General features: G+C 43.6%; 11 protein-coding genes. 7 read left to right on the forward strand and 4 right to left on the reverse strand.

Annotated elements, in window-relative coordinates; translation table 11 throughout:
• The first annotated feature begins 13 nt into the window (after nt 1-13).
• Nucleotides 14-3349 carry a VCBS repeat-containing protein gene (locus EZ437_RS11335; protein ID WP_131596063.1) on the forward strand — a complete coding sequence of 1112 codons (3336 nt, stop codon included), beginning with the start codon at nt 14-16 and terminating at the stop codon, nt 3347-3349.
• Here the strand turns inward: EZ437_RS11335 and EZ437_RS11340 are convergent, their stop codons facing one another.
• Together EZ437_RS11340 and EZ437_RS11345 are read right to left on the reverse strand one after the other, a co-directional pair.
• On the reverse strand, nt 3350-3973 hold the full coding sequence (locus EZ437_RS11340; protein ID WP_131596065.1) for an alpha/beta hydrolase: 624 nt from the start codon (nt 3971-3973) through the stop codon (nt 3350-3352). It lies immediately after the preceding gene.
• Nucleotide 3974: 1 nt separating this feature from the next.
• Nucleotides 3975-4910, reverse strand: coding sequence for a ring-cleaving dioxygenase (locus EZ437_RS11345; RefSeq protein ID WP_131596067.1), 936 nt, complete (start codon nt 4908-4910; stop codon nt 3975-3977).
• A gap of 174 nt (nt 4911-5084) precedes the next feature.
• Between EZ437_RS11345 and EZ437_RS11350 the strand changes: the two genes are divergently transcribed.
• On the forward strand, nt 5085-5687 hold the full coding sequence (locus EZ437_RS11350; RefSeq protein ID WP_131596069.1) for a sterol desaturase family protein: 603 nt from the start codon (nt 5085-5087) through the stop codon (nt 5685-5687).
• A 6-nt stretch (nt 5688-5693) separates the two neighbouring features.
• Here the strand turns inward: EZ437_RS11350 and EZ437_RS21955 are convergent, their stop codons facing one another.
• Together EZ437_RS21955 and EZ437_RS11355 are read right to left on the reverse strand one after the other, a co-directional pair.
• Nucleotides 5694-5819: a hypothetical protein gene (locus EZ437_RS21955; protein ID WP_262708917.1), complete on the reverse strand. Its 126-nt coding sequence runs from the start codon at nt 5817-5819 to the stop codon at nt 5694-5696.
• A gap of 79 nt (nt 5820-5898) precedes the next feature.
• On the reverse strand, nt 5899-8202 hold the full coding sequence (locus tag EZ437_RS11355; RefSeq protein WP_131596071.1) for a PAS domain-containing sensor histidine kinase: 2304 nt from the start codon (nt 8200-8202) through the stop codon (nt 5899-5901).
• A gap of 388 nt (nt 8203-8590) precedes the next feature.
• Between EZ437_RS11355 and EZ437_RS11360 the strand changes: the two genes are divergently transcribed.
• The 5 genes from EZ437_RS11360 to EZ437_RS11380 all read left to right on the forward strand — a co-directional run bounded on the left by EZ437_RS11360 (nt 8591) and on the right by EZ437_RS11380 (nt 17353).
• Nucleotides 8591-9601 carry a hypothetical protein gene (locus EZ437_RS11360; protein WP_225869559.1) on the forward strand — a complete coding sequence of 337 codons (1011 nt, stop codon included), beginning with the start codon at nt 8591-8593 and terminating at the stop codon, nt 9599-9601.
• A gap of 158 nt (nt 9602-9759) precedes the next feature.
• Entirely contained in the window at nt 9760-10779 is a 1020-nt protein-coding gene (locus tag EZ437_RS11365) for a glycoside hydrolase family 26 protein (RefSeq protein ID WP_131596073.1), read from the forward strand.
• A gap of 2 nt (nt 10780-10781) precedes the next feature.
• Complete coding sequence (locus EZ437_RS11370) at nt 10782-14210, forward strand: ThuA domain-containing protein (RefSeq protein WP_131596075.1); 3429 nt, start codon at nt 10782-10784, stop codon at nt 14208-14210.
• 125 nt (nt 14211-14335) lie between these two features.
• Nucleotides 14336-16162: a sodium:solute symporter family protein gene (locus EZ437_RS11375; protein ID WP_131596077.1), complete on the forward strand. Its 1827-nt coding sequence runs from the start codon at nt 14336-14338 to the stop codon at nt 16160-16162.
• 21 nt (nt 16163-16183) lie between these two features.
• Nucleotides 16184-17353 carry a glycoside hydrolase family 130 protein gene (locus tag EZ437_RS11380; RefSeq protein ID WP_131596079.1) on the forward strand — a complete coding sequence of 390 codons (1170 nt, stop codon included), beginning with the start codon at nt 16184-16186 and terminating at the stop codon, nt 17351-17353.
• The last annotated feature ends 11 nt before the right edge of the window (nt 17354-17364 follow it).

Raw genomic sequence — 17364 nt, forward strand, 5'->3', positions numbered from 1 at the left:
ACTTTCTAACCAAATGTTAAAACTATCGAAATTGCCACTATACATTGGGGCTATCTGCGTCATCGCACTGGCTTCGTGCAACACTAAAATAAAAGAGGGATCTTCTAACGAAGATGTCCTCTTTTATTTGCTTCCTACAGAACAAACGCATGTGGATTTTAACAATACCATTGTAGAGAGCAGAGTAGCAAATATTATCTCTTACCAATATTTTTATAATGGCGGCGGAGTAGCTACGGGCGACCTTAACAATGACGGGCTGGACGATATCTATTTCTCAGGCAATATGACCAAAGCCAAATTGTACCTCAATAAGGGAAGTATGCAGTTTGAAGACATTACTGCTAAAGCAGGTATCACTGAAATTGAACTGTCATGGAAAACAGGGGTGACCTTTGCAGATGTAAACGGCGATGGTAAACTGGATATTTATCAATGTTATTCCGGCGGCTTACCTGCCAAAAACAGGCAAAATACTTTATTCATCAACCAAGGTAATGACGCTTCTGGTATTCCGCTATTTAAGGAAGAAGCGGCAAAATACGGCCTCAATGATGATGCATATAGTACCCATGCGGTTTTTTTCGACTATGACGGAGATAACAATCTCGATATGTTCCTGCTCAATCACAATCCCAAGATATTCACTACACTGGAAGAAGTCTCTGCACCGGCAATTTTGAAAGAGCCGGCACCTATGATCCGTGTCAAACTTTACAAAAATGTAAACGGAAAATTTGAAGACTTTTCCGATCGCGCAGGCCTGTACAATTCTTCTTTTACTTACGGCTTGGGTGCTGGAATTGCTGATGTAAATAATGATGGATGGCCTGATATTTATATCTCAAATGATTATTCAGCACCAGATTATCTGTACATAAACAACAGAGATGGCACTTTCACAGATCAGATTCAAACCCAGATGGGTCATACTTCTTTATATTCCATGGGTAATGATATCGCAGATATTAATAATGATGGCCTCGCTGATCTTTTTACGCTGGATATGCTTCCGGAAGAGAACAGCCGTCAAAAATTACTCTTTTCCCCTGATAATTATGAGTATAACGATCTGCGTTTAAAGCTGGGTTTTCATCATCAGGACATGCGCAATATGCTGCATATCAATAATGGAAATGGTACTTTTAGCGAAATGGGACAATTGTCTGGCGTTTCCAATACCGACTGGAGCTGGGCACCATTATTTGCTGACTATGACAATGACGGTTGGAAGGATCTTTTTATCACCAACGGATATTTAAGGGATTATACAAATATGGATTTTCTTAAATTCAAGGGAGATTTCCTGCGCGGAACTGATCCTGCCATCATTAAAGAAAATCTGCTTGAACTGATTAACAATATACCGGCATCCAATGTCAATAATTATATTTACAAGAATAACGGCAATCTTACATTCAGCAATAAAGGGGCAGAGTGGGGGATAAACCTGCCATCTAACAGTAGCGGAGCTGCCTATACAGATCTGGACAATGATGGTGACCTCGATCTGGTGGTCAACAACATCAACTTGCCAGCTTTTATCTATCAAAATCAGTCACAAGGAAAAATAAAGAACCAGTATTTGAAGCTTAAACTTCATGGTGCCGGACAGAATACCCTGGGTATTGGAGCTAAAGTGTGGCTGTTTGCTAAAAATAAGTTGCAATACCTGGAGCAAAATCCATCTCGCGGCTACCAGTCCAGCGTATCGCCCATCCTGCATTTTGGTCTTGGCAAGATGGATGTAATCGACTCAGTCCGCATCGTCTGGCAGGGGGGAAAACAGCAGGTGCTGAAAAATATCAAACCAGACCAGCTGCTCACACTCGAGGAAAAAAACGCCTCAACGATTTATCATACAGTTGCTCCAACGGATCCTTTATTTAAAGAAATTACTTCACCGGTTGCATTTAAACATCAAAAGAATGCAATCAATGATTTTAAACGCCAGCCATTACTAATCAATCCTATGTCATTTAATGGGCCTTGTCTGGCAAAAGCAGATATAAATGGGGATGGACTCGAAGACCTGTATATAGGAGGAGGGCACAATCAGGCAGGGGCACTTTTCCTGCAGAATAAAAATGGAGCTTTTACGAACAAACTTGTTCCGGCTTTTGAAACAGATAAAAATAGCGATGACATAGATGCCTTATTTTTTGATGCCAATGGCGATGGTTTTCCAGATCTGTATGTAGCAAGTGGGGGATATAGCAGCTACACGGTAGACGATCCATTGCTGCAGGACCGCCTTTACATCAATAACAGGAGCGGTGGTTTTACCAAATCTACCACTTTACCAAAAATGTACAGCAGTAAAAGCTGTGTTAGCGCAGCAGATTTTAACGGGGATGGTCATCAGGACCTGTTTATCGGAGGCAGGGTAATCCCTGGTCGTTATCCCGAAGTACCACCAAGCTATTTGCTCATCAATGATGGCAGCGGCAATTTTAAAGATCAGATAAGTACCATAGCTCCCGTTCTTCAGCAATCGGGCATGATCACAGATGCTGGATGGACTGATCTTAACAACGACAAAAAGCCGGATTTAATTCTGGTGGGGGAATGGATGCCTGTTACTGTTATGATCAACGAAAACGGCAAATTAGTTGACAAAACAAGCAATTATTTTGATAAATCTTATTCAGGCTGGTGGAATAAATTACTGATTGATGATCTCAATGGAGATGGAACGCCGGACCTGGTAATTGGGAATAACGGCCTCAACAGCCAATGCAAGGCAAGTGATCAGGAACCAGCCGAAATGTATTATAAAGATTTTGACGACAATGGTTCTGTAGATCCCATTCTGTGCCTATACATTCAGGGAAAAACCTATCCACATGTGACCCGTGATGAACTTTTAGATCAGATGAGCATGATGCGTACCCGATATCCGGACTACAAAAGCTATGCTGAGCTCACCATCACCCAAATATTTACTGCCGATGAACTAAAAGATGCAACAAAACTAAAAGCCAATTACCTGAAAACCGCTGTCTTCATCAACAATGGAAAAGGAAGGTTTAAAGAAGCAGCATTACCCATTGAAGTACAAAGTTCACCCATATATGCCATCGCAGCATTGGATTATGACCAAAATGGCCATAAAGACCTGCTCCTATGTGGGAATGTAAGTCGCGCACGTCTTAAATTTGGCAACAGTGACGCCAACTATGGTATACTGCTCAGGAATGATGGAAAGGGAGGCTTTACCTATGTGTCACAACAAAAATCCGGATTTAAGCTTAAAGGAGATGTTAAAAGTATCATCCCCTTTAATGATAAATTGCTTTTCGGAATCAATCAGCGGGGTATCACGGCTTATCAGTTTGGTGGCAAATGATCAGCTAAGGATCAATTCCTTTGCCAGGTCAATTTCCTTCTGACTGATCGTATGCACCCTACCCGGATAGATCTTCAGGGAAACATTAGCATTCATTTTACTAATGATCCCTGCAGATACCTCTACTCTTGATACGGGTACATGCGGGTCAGGGTCTCCTGTAGTAATTAACACAGGTGTTTTCTTAAAATCACCCTTGTAATGCTTCATGTTGATCTCCTTGCCGATCAGTCCGCCTGTAAAAGCCACAATGCCACCATATTGTGCAGCATTTCTGGTTACATATTCCAATGCCAGGCATGCTCCTTGTGAAAATCCAACAAAATAGATCTCCTGTTGAGGAATTCCGGCATTGACTACCGCTGTTACCAGGCTTTTGATTATTCCCAGCGCACTATCCAGCGCAGGTTGGTTCTGCTCAACCGGCGCAATAAAACTATAAGGGTACCAGCTGTTATTATTGGCCTGGGGAGCCAGCAATGCGGTACCTGCCAGTTCAAAATGATCACTCAGTGAAAGAATATCTTCTGCAGAGGCACCCCTTCCATGCAGGAAAATGAAAGCTCTTTTGGCCTCGGCCAGGGCTACCCCGGCCGTTACAATATTATGGTCATGTGTGTACATCTTAGTTTATTTTAGGCAATATGCTTTCAATCTCCGCCCTGTTGCTTTCATACTGTGCTGGAAGTTTAAGTCCTTTTCCCAATTCTTCAAGCGGCTCATCTATGGTGAATCCAGGATTATCAGTAGCAATTTCAAAAAGCACACCTCCCGGTTCACGGAAATATAAAGAGTAGAAATAATTGCGGTCTATTTTCTGCGTAATGTTCAATCCCTGTGCCACTATCTTATCCCTGAAGTACATCAGTGTTTCTTCATCTTTCACCCTGAACGCCACATGATGTACCGAACCTCCTGCTACATGGCCTACACTTTCTCCCGGAGCCTCTACCAGGTCTACTATTGCAGCATATTCAACTGTATCAGTAATGTAGCGATAGCGGTTTACCTCAGTTTTCTCAAGTTTATAACCAAATACATCGGTCAGTACCGCAGCTGTTCCATCTTTTTTATTGGTCGTGATCGTTACATGGTGAAATCCGTGTACCGCATTTTCCTTCCCTACCTGATCTGTGGTCCACTGTGCCCTTTTATCAGGTGCCGCAGCTTCTGTCAGTTCAAATTTCAACCCGTCAGGATCTAAAAAGGTCAGGTATCGCTCGCCAAATTTCTCTGCTGGTTTATTATAGATAATGTTGTTCTCTTCAAATCGTTTTTGCCAGAAATCAAGGCTTCCTGTTGGTACACTATAGCCAATCTCAGTTACCTGTCTGGTGCCCCTTCTTCCCTGTGCCATACCTTCCCATGGAAAGAAAGTCAGGATGCTGCCCGGGTTGCCGTGTTCATCACCGTAATAAAAGTGATAAGTATGCGGGTCATCAAAGTTCACAGTTTTTTTGATTAGCCTCAACCCAAGTACACGGGTATAAAAATCGTGATTTTTTTGTGCATTCCCTGCAATGGCAGTAATGTGGTGAATTCCTAAAATTTCAGTTTTCATAATTCAATTGTTTAATTACACTACAAATTTACGGCCTCTACAGCTCATAAATCTTACCATAGATTAAGAAATGCAAATCATTAATATGACCCGAAATCAATAAATGCATATTTAAAAAATACCGGGAAAGCTGTAATTTAGATGTCCGATAAAGGAGTTTCAAAATCTGTATCGATGAAGAAGAATTTTATATCCAATTCTCCAGAATCTGTGAGAATGTTTAAGAATCCAATTTTAGAAGAATTGTCTAAAGTGCCTTATTTCATTCCTTTGGTCGTATATGTTCCTGTGATCATTTATTTCTCCTGGAGTTCAGCACAATTAAACGGCATTGCATTATTCATCGCCCACCTGCTGCTTGGCGTGTACATATGGACACTGACTGAATATATATTGCACCGGTTTATATTTCATTTCTCTCCTTCCTCAGAATGGGGTAAAAGAATCCATTTTATATTTCATGGTGTTCATCACGATTATCCCAATGATGCCAGGCGTTTGGTGATGCCACCCTCGGCCAGCATCCCCTTGGCACTGGCTTTTTACCAGCTTTTTAAATGGTCGCTCAGTCCAGCCCTGCTAGATGGGTTCTTTACCGGCTTTATCGCAGGATATTTGTTTTATGACATGACACATTACCTGCTGCACCATGCCCAGTTCAAAAATAGCTTCTGGAAGAAACTAAAGCAGCAGCACATGCTCCATCACTACGATGACTCCACAAAAAAATACGGGGTAACGTCAGATATCTGGGACAAAGTTTTCGGTACCAAGTAATCAAACTTATTTCTTCTTCACCGGGACTTTCTTTGCATCCTTAGCAGAGGTGGCATTTTCAGGCTCAGCACCTTTAGGTTTTCTTTGAATTTTAATTTCAGTTTTTTCAGGATTTGATTTTGGAGATTTCATAGCTGTATCATTGTTTTTAAGATGAAATTCTAATACACTTCATGAATAACAATCTTAACTGCCATTAGGTTTAGAGAAATTACAGACCAGTTTCAGTTTTATTTACGGGGAGACTAAAGCAAAATCTGGACCCCGCACCTTCCTGACTGTCTACCCATATCCTACCGCCCTCACGCTTAATGATCTCAGATGAAATGTACAATCCCAGTCCCAAACCCGGAAAAGTATGCTGCATGTCTCCGCTCACCCTGTAAAACTGCTCAAATACCTTGTTGAGGTTCTCTTCAGAAATTCCCACGCCAAAGTCCTCCACGCATACACATACTTCTTCATCTTTCATTTCAGTAGAAATGATGATTTTGTCTGTTTTAGGTGAGTATTTAATAGCATTGGTTATCAAATTTGTAATTACCTGGCCAATCCGCTCTTTGTCAGCAAATACTACACCCGTCGGAAGATACTGTTCAATCAGCTTATGCCTGTCGGTAGTTCGCTGCAGGTCTTCCACCAACTCCTTTACAAGCAGTTCAAAGTCAAAATTCTGCGGATTAAACTGTAGTTTTCCTGAATTGATCTTCGTCACGTCAAGCAGGTCACTGATCAGGCTGGTCAATCTGTCCAGCTGGTCATTCATTTTCCGCATCATTCCTGCCTCTGTATGCTCCCCTTTTTTTATCAATATTCTTTCCAGTACCTGTGTATAAGCTTTTATACTGGTCACCGGTGTTTTCAATTCATGACTCGCTATACCTATAAAAGCATCTTTTTGCTGTTGCAGTTCTTTTTGTTCGGTTATATCTGTGCAGGAGCCAATATATCCGCAAAAGCTGCCATCATCCCGGTACTGCGGTTGTCCGCATGCCGTACACCACCGCAGTGTACCATCTATATGCTTTATCCTGAAGGACACACCATAAAGTGTCTGGTTATTGAGGGTTACCTGAAATTCTTCTATCGCTTTTTCTCTGTCTTCCTGATAGATTGCTTCCAGCCATCCCGACACCATATTGTCATCATAAGAGATACCGGTCCAGTCTATCCAGGTTTGGTTTACATAAGTGATGGCTCCATTTTCATTACACATAAATAAACATGCAGGAGAGGCAGACGTGATTTTTCTCAGCAACTGCTCACTATCAGCCAGGGCCTTTTCCAATTGTTGCTGTTGCTCCTGATTTTTCTGCTCTTCCGTAATGTCAAGTACGGTGCCCAGTATTCTATGGGGCATTTCATCACTGTTATAAAACACTTTCCCCTCTACCCTTACCCAATGAACAGATCCGTCTTCCCATACCACCCGCGATTCATAGAAGAGGTTTCCTTTTCTTATCGCATTGCGATGTGCCACCAGCCTGGATCTCAGATCTTCCTTGTGAAAAACCTCCAGGTACCTGTCGCGGTGAACCGGTTTTTCAAAGCCAAAAATGTTTGCAAACCGGGTAGAAGTTATGATCTCTCCATTCACCAGATTGATGTCAAATGTGCCCATGTTTACAGCTTCTGCCGCCAGTCTTGCCCTTTCTTCAGCCTCTTCCAGCTTGTGCCGCGCATTTACCTGTTCGGTTGCATCTATGGAGATGGCAATAATGCCACTTATCGTCCCGTCGTCATCTCTGAAAGGTTCAAATACAAAGTCAACATAAATCGTTTGCAGTACTCCATCCCGGATCAGGGTGATTGGCTGGTCTTTCCCCTGGTACGATTCCCCTGTCAGCCTTACCCGGTTGGCTAGTTCTTCAAGACCAAGTCCCTTTGCAAAATTCAGGATTTCAAATATCTTTTTGTCCATCATTTCTTCTGATGACTTGCCATACAGATCGCATAGTGGCTGATTGATCAGTTCTGTTATAAAGTCCGGCCCCTTAAAAATCCCTATGCCTACAGGTGCCTGCATCAGTAATGAATATAGTTGCTTTCGCTGTGTTTTAAGTGCTTCAATACCTGCTTTTTCCCGCTGCTCCAAGCGATATATCTCCGTTACATTCTTAGGTGAATGAATGAAGAATACCACTTCTCCTTTTTCATTTAATACCGGGATATTGGTGGTTGTCCAGTAGCGTTCCTCAAACTGCTCAGTGCCCGGTATCGGAATGTCATAGCGGTAGTTGCTCATCGTATGCGGTTTACCGGTATGAATAGCAGCCTCAAAAGAACGCATGGTCAGTTCTATGTTTTTCGATTCCTGATCTGTTGGGTTACCGGGAAACACGGTAAATACCGATTTCCCGATCAATCTTTCCCGCGAGCTGTTTGTGGCCAACAAGTACGCATCATTCACATCTATGATGGTATATGTAGGCGCATCAGTCTTCATGATGAGCTTTGCCACTGGACTACTATTGAAAATACTAATATAACCAGTCAGGGAGATTTCGTTGTCCATATTTTTCTTCCTTCGAAAACAGCTTATGAGCAATTCGGAAAATTAGCTAAATATAATAAAAAAGGACTGACAACATAAAGGCATTTTTCATGCATAGTTTATGGTTTGATATTGTGCTGAAATGAAACCGAAAAACCTCAGGGAGGGTTTTGACTGTGTTTTAGTATAATAGGGGTTTTATAGGGACTTCATAGGGATATAACAGGGATAAATTCCTATAATGTCCCTATGAAGTCCCTATAGTTTCCCTGTTATATACCTTTTAAATATTTACACTGTACGGACAGTATCACAATGCTTTAATACTTTGGAATTTTATCTTTAAAATCAGAAATTTTATTTAATCTTTGCCTCAATTTATGATGCGCTTAGCGGCCAACTTACAAACATGATGAGATTTAAAGCTCTTGTATTATTTATCCTGATCGCCAGTACCTTCAAGACCCTCCATGCACAGGAACTGGAAGGTAGCCTTGGCTTGCATACTTTTGCTGATAACAGGGAGTATGCCCGTACACATCGCTTTTCACAAACTATATTCGGTTTAAGGTTTTCACCTGAGATAGGCTTGCTGCTAGACAGTACCCATCGCCTTAGGGTAGGTTTCAATGCGCTCCATGAATTTGGATCTCCTAGATTTACCAACGAATTCCTCCCTGTAGCATATTACGAATTTAAACAACAGGACTGGAATTTCTATATGGGTGTGTTTCCAAGGCACAATTTGCTGTCTGATTACCCAAGGGCCGTCCTCAATGATACCTTAAGTTATTACAGACCTAATGTAGAAGGGATGTTGCTCAAATATGAAAATGAAAACTGGAAGCAAGTGTTCTTTATCGACTGGACCAGCCGCCAGACTACTACTGACAGGGAGAACTTCATTTTTGGCCTCTCAGGAAAATACAAAAAGGACCTCTTCTTCTTGTCCCACTATGCCATGATGCTGCACAATGCAGGACCGGCCATAGATATCCCTGGCGATCACATTGAAGACAATGGCGCAATTGCGATCAAAGCTGGTCTGGATCTTTCGGGCAAAACATTTCTGGATTCACTTACCTTGAATGTTGGAGGCCTGATGTCATTTGAACGTGTCCGGACCGTCGGAAGCTGGCAGACACCCAAAGGTCTACTTTTAGAGACGGCTATGGAATACAAGCGATTTGGGGTTACCAATTCATTCTATAAAGGTGATGGCCACCATATCGTAAACGGCGATCAGTTTTACACCGCCAAAACATACAACAGAACTGATCTAAGCTGGCGACCAAAAATATACAAAGGTATTGAAGGCCAGTTTACCCTCTCTTTTCACTTCCTGGAGGGTACAGTAGACAGTCAGCAGGCCTTCGGTATCCGTTACAAGATTCAGGGACGCAAAGCGCTTAAAAACTAGGTATACTACCTGTCACATTTCTTTAATGTTACCTTAACGTACAATCTTTTGTTAAAAAAAGATTAACATGCCTATGCCGCAGCGCGTACTTTTGGTTTAACATTCCGTACCTTAAACCAAATGTAAACGGCTATCTGATAGCATCAATAAATCAAAGTATGAAACGAAATTATTTTTTCTATTTACTAGTGCTTATCTCCCTTCCTGCTTTTGCTCAGAAAAAGGCTGCATCCAGGCATGCTGCTGAAAAGCATCCGGAGCTGCATACCCGTTTCAAAACATTGAATTATCTCTATAAAATATCCGGTAAGGCTACCGCTTTTGGTATCCACAACAGGGAGCCAAATGAAAAACCGGCTACCTGGACCAATGAAATATTCAAGACCACAGGAAAGTATCCTGCACTATGGAGCGGAGATTTCCTCTTCCAGGCAGAAAACATTGCTGCACGCCAGACTATGATCAACGAAGCTGTGACGCAGTGGAAAAAAGGATCCATGATCAATATCATGTGGCATGCCTGCAATCCGGCGTTGGAGCAACCCTGCGGATGGGATAAAAAAGGGGTTCTTAGTAAGCTCAGTGATGAACAATGGAATGAACTGCTTACCGATGGCAGCAAAATAAACAGCCGATGGAAGGCGATGATGGATGAGATAGCAGTTTATCTTCAGCAACTGGAACACAAAGGGGTAGAGGTGATGTTCAGGCCATTGCATGAAATGAACCAGGGTGTATTTTGGTGGGGCGGACGCCCTGGCGAACGTGGTACACGGAAATTATACCAGATCACGCACGATTACCTCACCAAAACAAAGGGGCTGAGCAACCTCATCTGGGTATGGAACATACAGGATTTTGGCACATTGGAAAGCGATGCCGTTTCCTATAACCCAGGTGATAAATATTGGGACATCGCTACCCTGGATATCTATGACGATAAAACAGGGTTTAGTCGCGAGAAATATAACATCATGGTCAATGTAGCTAAAGGTAAACCCATCGCCATCGGCGAATGCCAGAAATACCCTACCGCAGAAAAGCTGCAAATTCAGAATAAGTGGACCTTCTTTATGGGATGGTCTGAACTGGTATACAAATACAATACAAACGAAGAGATCATCAAGCTGATGAGCGCACCCAATGTATTGAGTCTGGATGAACTAAAAGGCTTTTAATCATGAAATACCTATTGTTGTTTATCACAGGTTTATTGCTTGTTGTGGGTACCCTGCGTCAAAAAATACAGAAACCGCGTGTATTGATATTTTCAAAAACACTGGGCTGGAGGCATAGCTGCATCCCTTATGCCATTGCCGCCATACAAAAAATGGGTACCGAAAGTGGTTTTGAAGTAGACACCACTACAGATGCTGCGCTTTTTACCGACGCACAGCTTAAAAACTACAGTGCAGTGATCTTCAACAGTACTTCTGGCAATGTGCTGAATAACCAGCAGCAGACAGCTTTTGAAAGGTACATTCAGGCTGGAGGTGGTTTCGTCGGCATTCATGGTGCCGCGATCACAGAATACGACTGGCCATGGTACGGGCAGCTGATGGGTGCCTTCTTTGCCCACCATCCCAACAATCCGAATGTGCGGAAAGGCGCTATTGACATTGTAGACAAGCAACATCCTGCTACAGAAAACCTGCCCGACCGGTGGGAGCGCATGGACGAATGGTACAACTATGCCTCTTTTTATCCCGGCATTAAAGTGCTGGCCAATCTGGACGAGAACTCTTACGATGGGGGCACCAATGGGTCTAAGCACCCCATCACCTGGTATCATGAATACGATGGCGGAAGGGCTTTTTACACAGGTGCAGGCCATACTGATGAAAGCTATACAGATGAGACCTTTCTAAAGCAGTTAACAGGCGGTATCAAATATGCCATAGGCGATGCAAAGCCGCTTGACTATTCAAAAGCTTATGCTAAAGTAATGCCTGAGCAGAACCGCTTTATAAAAACAGTTTTCAGGGAGCAACTTGCTTCACCTATGGAACTGGCTATAGCGAATGACGGCAGGATCATCTATACTGAACTCCTTGGCAATTTGTATGTCTACGACACTAAGACAAATAAGCAAAGCCTGGCTGCCAAAATCCCGATCAGCAATATTGGCGGCACCGGCCTGATCGGCGTAGCGCTCGACCCACAATTTGATGTCAACCAGTTCATCTACCTGTATTACGCAGCCGCCGGGCAAACAGAAGAACCCATAAACTTTCAATTGAGCCGCTTTGTGCTCAATAAAAACAGCATACTGGAAACTGCTTCTGAAAAAGTGTTGCTAAAAGTGCCGGTTCAGAAAAGCAGTGGCTCGCACCATGGAGGTTCTATTGCCTTTGACAAGGAGGGCAACTTATACCTTTCTACCGGAGACAGCAGCATTCCTTTTCCGTCAGAAGGCTATTCGCCTTTAGACGAACGCCCCGATCCTCAGTATTATAGTCAAGACGCACAAAGAGGGGCCGGCAGTACCAATGATTTTAAGGGCAAGATACTGCGCATACATCCAGAGCCCAACGGTACTTACACCATCCCTAAGGGCAATCTTTTTCCTCCGGGAATGGAAAAAACAAAGCCCGAAATCTATGTCATGGGCGTAAGAAATCCTTATCGCATAGCCATCAATCCTACAACTTCAGTATTGTACTGGGGGGATATCGGCCCCGACGCGGGTGTAGATGGTATTCGCGGACCAAGGGGTTATGACGAAGTAAACCAGGCAAAAAAGGCGGGCAATTATGGCTGGCCATACTTTGCAGGCAATAATTATCCGTATGCCCGCTGGGACTTTGAAAAGAAGCAGGCAGGGCCACTGTTCGATCCTTTAAAACCGGTAAATAATTCACCTAACAATACAGGCTTAAGAGATCTTCCCCCTGCGCAACCGGCTATGATCTGGTATCCCTATGCTGCTTCCAAAGAGTTTCCTGAATTGGGTACCGGTGCCAGGTGTATCATAGGCGGTGCTTTCTACAGTTACGATGGCAGTTCAACTTCCCCAAATAAATTCCCTGAATATTACGATGGCGCTTTGTTTATTGCAGATTGGATGCGTAATTGGGTGTTCGCCCTCAGGTTTGACGAAAGAGAGAATTACTTGAGGAACGAAGCCTTTATGACCCTCAATGGTGATTTCAGAAGACCTATTGATATGTCCTTTGGTAAGGATGGCGTCCTTTATATGCTGGAATATGGCTCCGTATACGGTGTGGCTAATGCCGATGCGCGGTTGGTTAAAATTGAATACAATACCGGCAACCGTGCGCCGATCGCAAAGGCGAGTGTTGTGGATACGGCAGAGATGGCTGCAATTGACAAAAGGGTATTTCTTACCGCAGAGAAAAAAATATTCGAATTACATAAAGCTGCTGCTGGTGCGGTACCGCTGACACTTAAGTTCAGCAGTCAAGGTAGTCATGATCCGGATGATGATGACCGCCTGAGCTATGACTGGCTCATCAATGGTGTATCTACAGGCATCACTACGCCTGAAACACGGCAGATATTTACCAAGGCTGGTACTTACAAAGTAGTATTGAAAATTACAGACAATCATGGAAGTATCTCAAGGGATACATTGATCGTAAAAGCGGGAAATACGCCTCCCAAAGTCAGGATTCTCAGCAAAGTCAATACTTCTTTCTTCTGGAAAGATCAGCCTTTTCATTTCTATATAGATTTTTCAGATGCAGAGGATCCGGTCACTACCCCTAAATATATGACTGCTTCGTATATATATCACCCTGAACCTGTAAGCTCCGGTAAAGGGATCACCGGACAACAAGCTCAGCAACCTGCCTATTCTGGCAAATCATTACTTGCAGCCAGCGATTGCAAAGCTTGCCACCAGGTGGATGCAGCTGCAGTCGGACCTAGTTTCACAGACATTGCAAAACGATATAGAGAAAAAGAAGGATCTCTTGACCAGCTGGCCGGTAAGATTATAAAAGGAGGCGGCGGCAATTGGGGTAAGGTACACATCATGAGCGCCCACCCCCAGATCTCCGAAAACGACGCAAGGGAAATGGTCAAATACATTTTCTCCCTTACAGATAAGAAGAAGCCGATTAGCAAAATTGAGATTGCCAAAATGGGTGCGCTGCCGCTGGAGTACTACAAAGATGAACCACAGGGTAGGTATGAAATAACAGCTACCTATACGGATGAGGGTTATAAAACGGCAGGTCCGCTCAGCAGTACCGACCGGATTTTCGTTCGTAATGCCACCCAACAAGCGGTTTTCGCAGATGCGCATCCCGGCTTCCCACGCTTCCGCAACAGTCTTTCTGAAGCAGGAAATAAGTCATATCTCTTGTTTAAGGACATCGACCTCAGCAATATCAGCAAATTTATCTTCAACTATTCTTCCCAAAACAGGGACGGTGAGATCCTTGTACGCATGGATTCACAGATAGGCCCCATCATTAGCCGCGTAGCGTTTACACCCACCGGTTCGTTTGAAAAATTCAAAGATCTGGAAGCTAACCTGTTAAAAAAGATTAGTGGCAAACATCACCTTTATTTTGTCATCACAGGCAGTAAATTGCCTGACGATGCGCTTATTAAACTCAATACAATAAGTTTTGAGCGATAGAGCACATCCTGATTAAAATTAAAATCAATGGGATTATATAAGTAAATGTTAAAATACTATTATATATGAGCTTTGCCCTTCCCGTATCTTCGCTTATAATCAAATATATAAACCAAATACGATAAATGAAGCTACAATTAATAGATGTACTGATCCTGGTGTTTTACCTCGTAATGATGGTGTTCATCGGCTGGTACTACCGCAATAAAGCCAAAGAGAATAAGGAAAGTTACCTGATGGGGAGCAAGAAGCTGCCCTGGTATATGTTGGGCCTGAGTGATGCCTCTGATATGTTTGATATCAGCGGTACCATGTGGATGGTGTCGCTCTGCTTTGTGTACGGACTCAAAAGCATCTGGATTCCATGGCTATGGCCCGTGTTCAACCAGGTGTTTAATATGATGTTTCTGGCTAAATGGCTCAGAAGGTCCAATGCCGATACCGGTGCTGAGTGGCTGGCCACACGTTTCGGTCTGAAAGGCAAGGGTGTCAAGTCTTCGCACAATATCACCGTGGTATTTGCTTTGATCGGTTGTCTGGGCTTTCTCGCCTATGGTTTCGTGGGACTGGGTAAGTTTGTGGAGATCTTTGTGCCCTGGGACCTGGTAAAGGCTTACGTGCCCTTCGAGGTGGCCCCGCAGTATGTGCCGCATTTCTATGGTATTGTGTTTACGCTTTTCGCTACTTTCTATTCTATTCTTGGCGGTATGCACAGTATTGTGCTGGGCGATGCCATCAAGTATGCCATCATGACGGTAGGCTGCGTGGCAATTGGCATCATAGCATTCCTGCACCTGAGAACGCAAACATTGCAGGTGCCACAGGGCTGGGACAACCCGTTTTTTGGATGGAACCTTGATCTAGACTGGTCAAACCTGATCCCCGATGCCAATAAGAAAATCTCCGACGATGGTTATGGCCTGTTCGGAATCTTCTTCATGATGATGCTCTTCAAAGGTGTTTTTGCCAGTCTCGCTGGTCCGGCGCCCAATTATGACATGCAAAAGGTACTTTCTACCCGTTCGCCAAAAGAAGCATCCAAGATGACTGGCTTCGTGTCGATTATCCTCTTGCCCATCCGTTATACCATGGTAATCGGCCTTACCGTGCTTGCACTTTTATATTATAAAGAACTTGATCTGAGTTCAGCCAACGGTACTGATTTCGAAAAGATCCTTCCGGGTGCGGTCAATGCCTTCCTGCCGGTAGGTATCCTTGGTATCGTGCTTACTGGTCTGATGGGCGCTTTTATGGGTACCTTTTCCGGGACCTTAAATGCGGCTCAGGCTTACATTGTAAACGACATCTACTTAAAATACGTCAATCCCAAAGCTTCCAACAAACAGATCATTTCCATGAACTACCTTACCGGTGTGGTAGTGGTAGCCGTAGGGGTGATGCTTGGGTTCTTTGCCAAAGACGTAAACAGCATCCTTCAGTGGATCGTATCTGGTCTTTATGGCGGGTATATTGCTGCCAATATGCTTAAATGGTACTGGTGGCGCTTCAATGCCAATGGTTTCTTCTGGGGTATGATTTCTGGTATAGCCGGCGCATTGGTATTTTCCCACTTTTTCAGTGGCATAGAGTTCCTGTTTTACTTCCCCTTACTGTTCCTTATTTCCATGGCAGGCTGTCTCATTGGTACGTATACGGCACCGCCTACAGATACCGAAATACTCAAAAGCTTTTACCGTACGGTAAAGCCATGGGGATTTTGGCAGCCTATAGACAGGCTGGTGAAGGCAGATGATACAGGTTTTGTAGAGAATAAAAGGTTTAAGCTGGATATGTTCAATGTAGTCTTGGGCATCATCGCACAGTTGTGCCTCACCGTGCTGCCTATGTTCCTGATCCTGTGGATGAAACTGCCATTGGTAATTACCCTTGCCACCATCGGTACCATCGCCATTATTCTTAAAAGAACCTGGTGGAATAAATTAGAAAATTAAAGAACCGAACTAAACAATACAATGAATTTCAATAATAGATTAACGAACATTAAAGAAAGATACGAGCAATTGATCGGTCGTGCCAATAACCCAGAAGAATTAGGCAACGGGATATTTGAGCGCTACAAATACCCGGTACTGACCAGTGCACACGTGCCTTATTTCTGGAAGTACGACCTCAATCCTGCTTCCAATCCCGTCCTGATGGAAAGGATTGGTATCAATGCGGTATTCAATGCAGGAGCGATAAAGTTCAATGGCAAATACCTGATGATGGCGAGGGTAGAGGGCAATGACCGCAAGTCTTTTTTCGCCATAGCAGAAAGTCCCAATGGTGTCGATCAGTTCAGGTTTTGGGACAAGCCTTCCATCATTCCGCATCGCGAAGGGGAAACAAATTTGTACGACATGCGCCTTGTAGCGCACGAAGACGGCTGGATCTATGGTGTATTCTGTACAGAAAGCCGTGATTCATCTATGCCCGAAGCAGATCAGTCCTCAGCCATCGCGCAGTGCGGGATCATCAGGAGTAAAGACCTGGTAAACTGGGAGCGTCTGGCAGATTTCAAGACCAGGTCACCGCAACAGCGCAATGTGGTACTTCATCCTGAATTTATTGATGGTAAATACGCCTTTTACACCCGTCCGCAGGATGGTTTTATTGAGGCAGGAAAGGGCGGAGGCATAGCTTTTGGCTTGTCAGCTAGCATAGAGCATGCAGAGGTGGAGGTAGAAACAGTACTTGACAAACGTGTATACCATACCATTTATGAAGCAAAGAACGGACTGGGCCCTGCGCCTATTAAAACTGAAAAGGGCTGGTTGCACATGGCCCACGGAGTTCGAAATACAGCGGCTGGATTGCGCTATACTTTGTATATGTTCATGACGGACTTGAATGACCTGACAAGGGTAACCCACAAACCTGCGGGATATTTCCTTGCCCCAGAGGGTGAAGAGCGGGTAGGTGATGTGTCAAACGTAGCATTTTGCAACGGCTGGATCGCTGATGAGGATGGTAAAGTATTCATTTATTATGCGTCTTCAGATACCCGCATGCACGTGGCAGTATCATCTGTAGAACGCCTCCTTGATTATGTAGTCAATACTCCTGAAGATGGGTTAAACTCATCGGCTTCTGTGAAGAATATATGTAATCTGGTAGACAAGAATCAAGCTTTTGGAATATAAACTCTTCAATT

Origin of the sequence: Pedobacter psychroterrae, assembly GCF_004331695.1 — a bacterium.
In the GTDB taxonomy this organism is placed as follows: Bacteria; Bacteroidota; Bacteroidia; order Sphingobacteriales; family Sphingobacteriaceae; genus Pedobacter; species Pedobacter psychroterrae.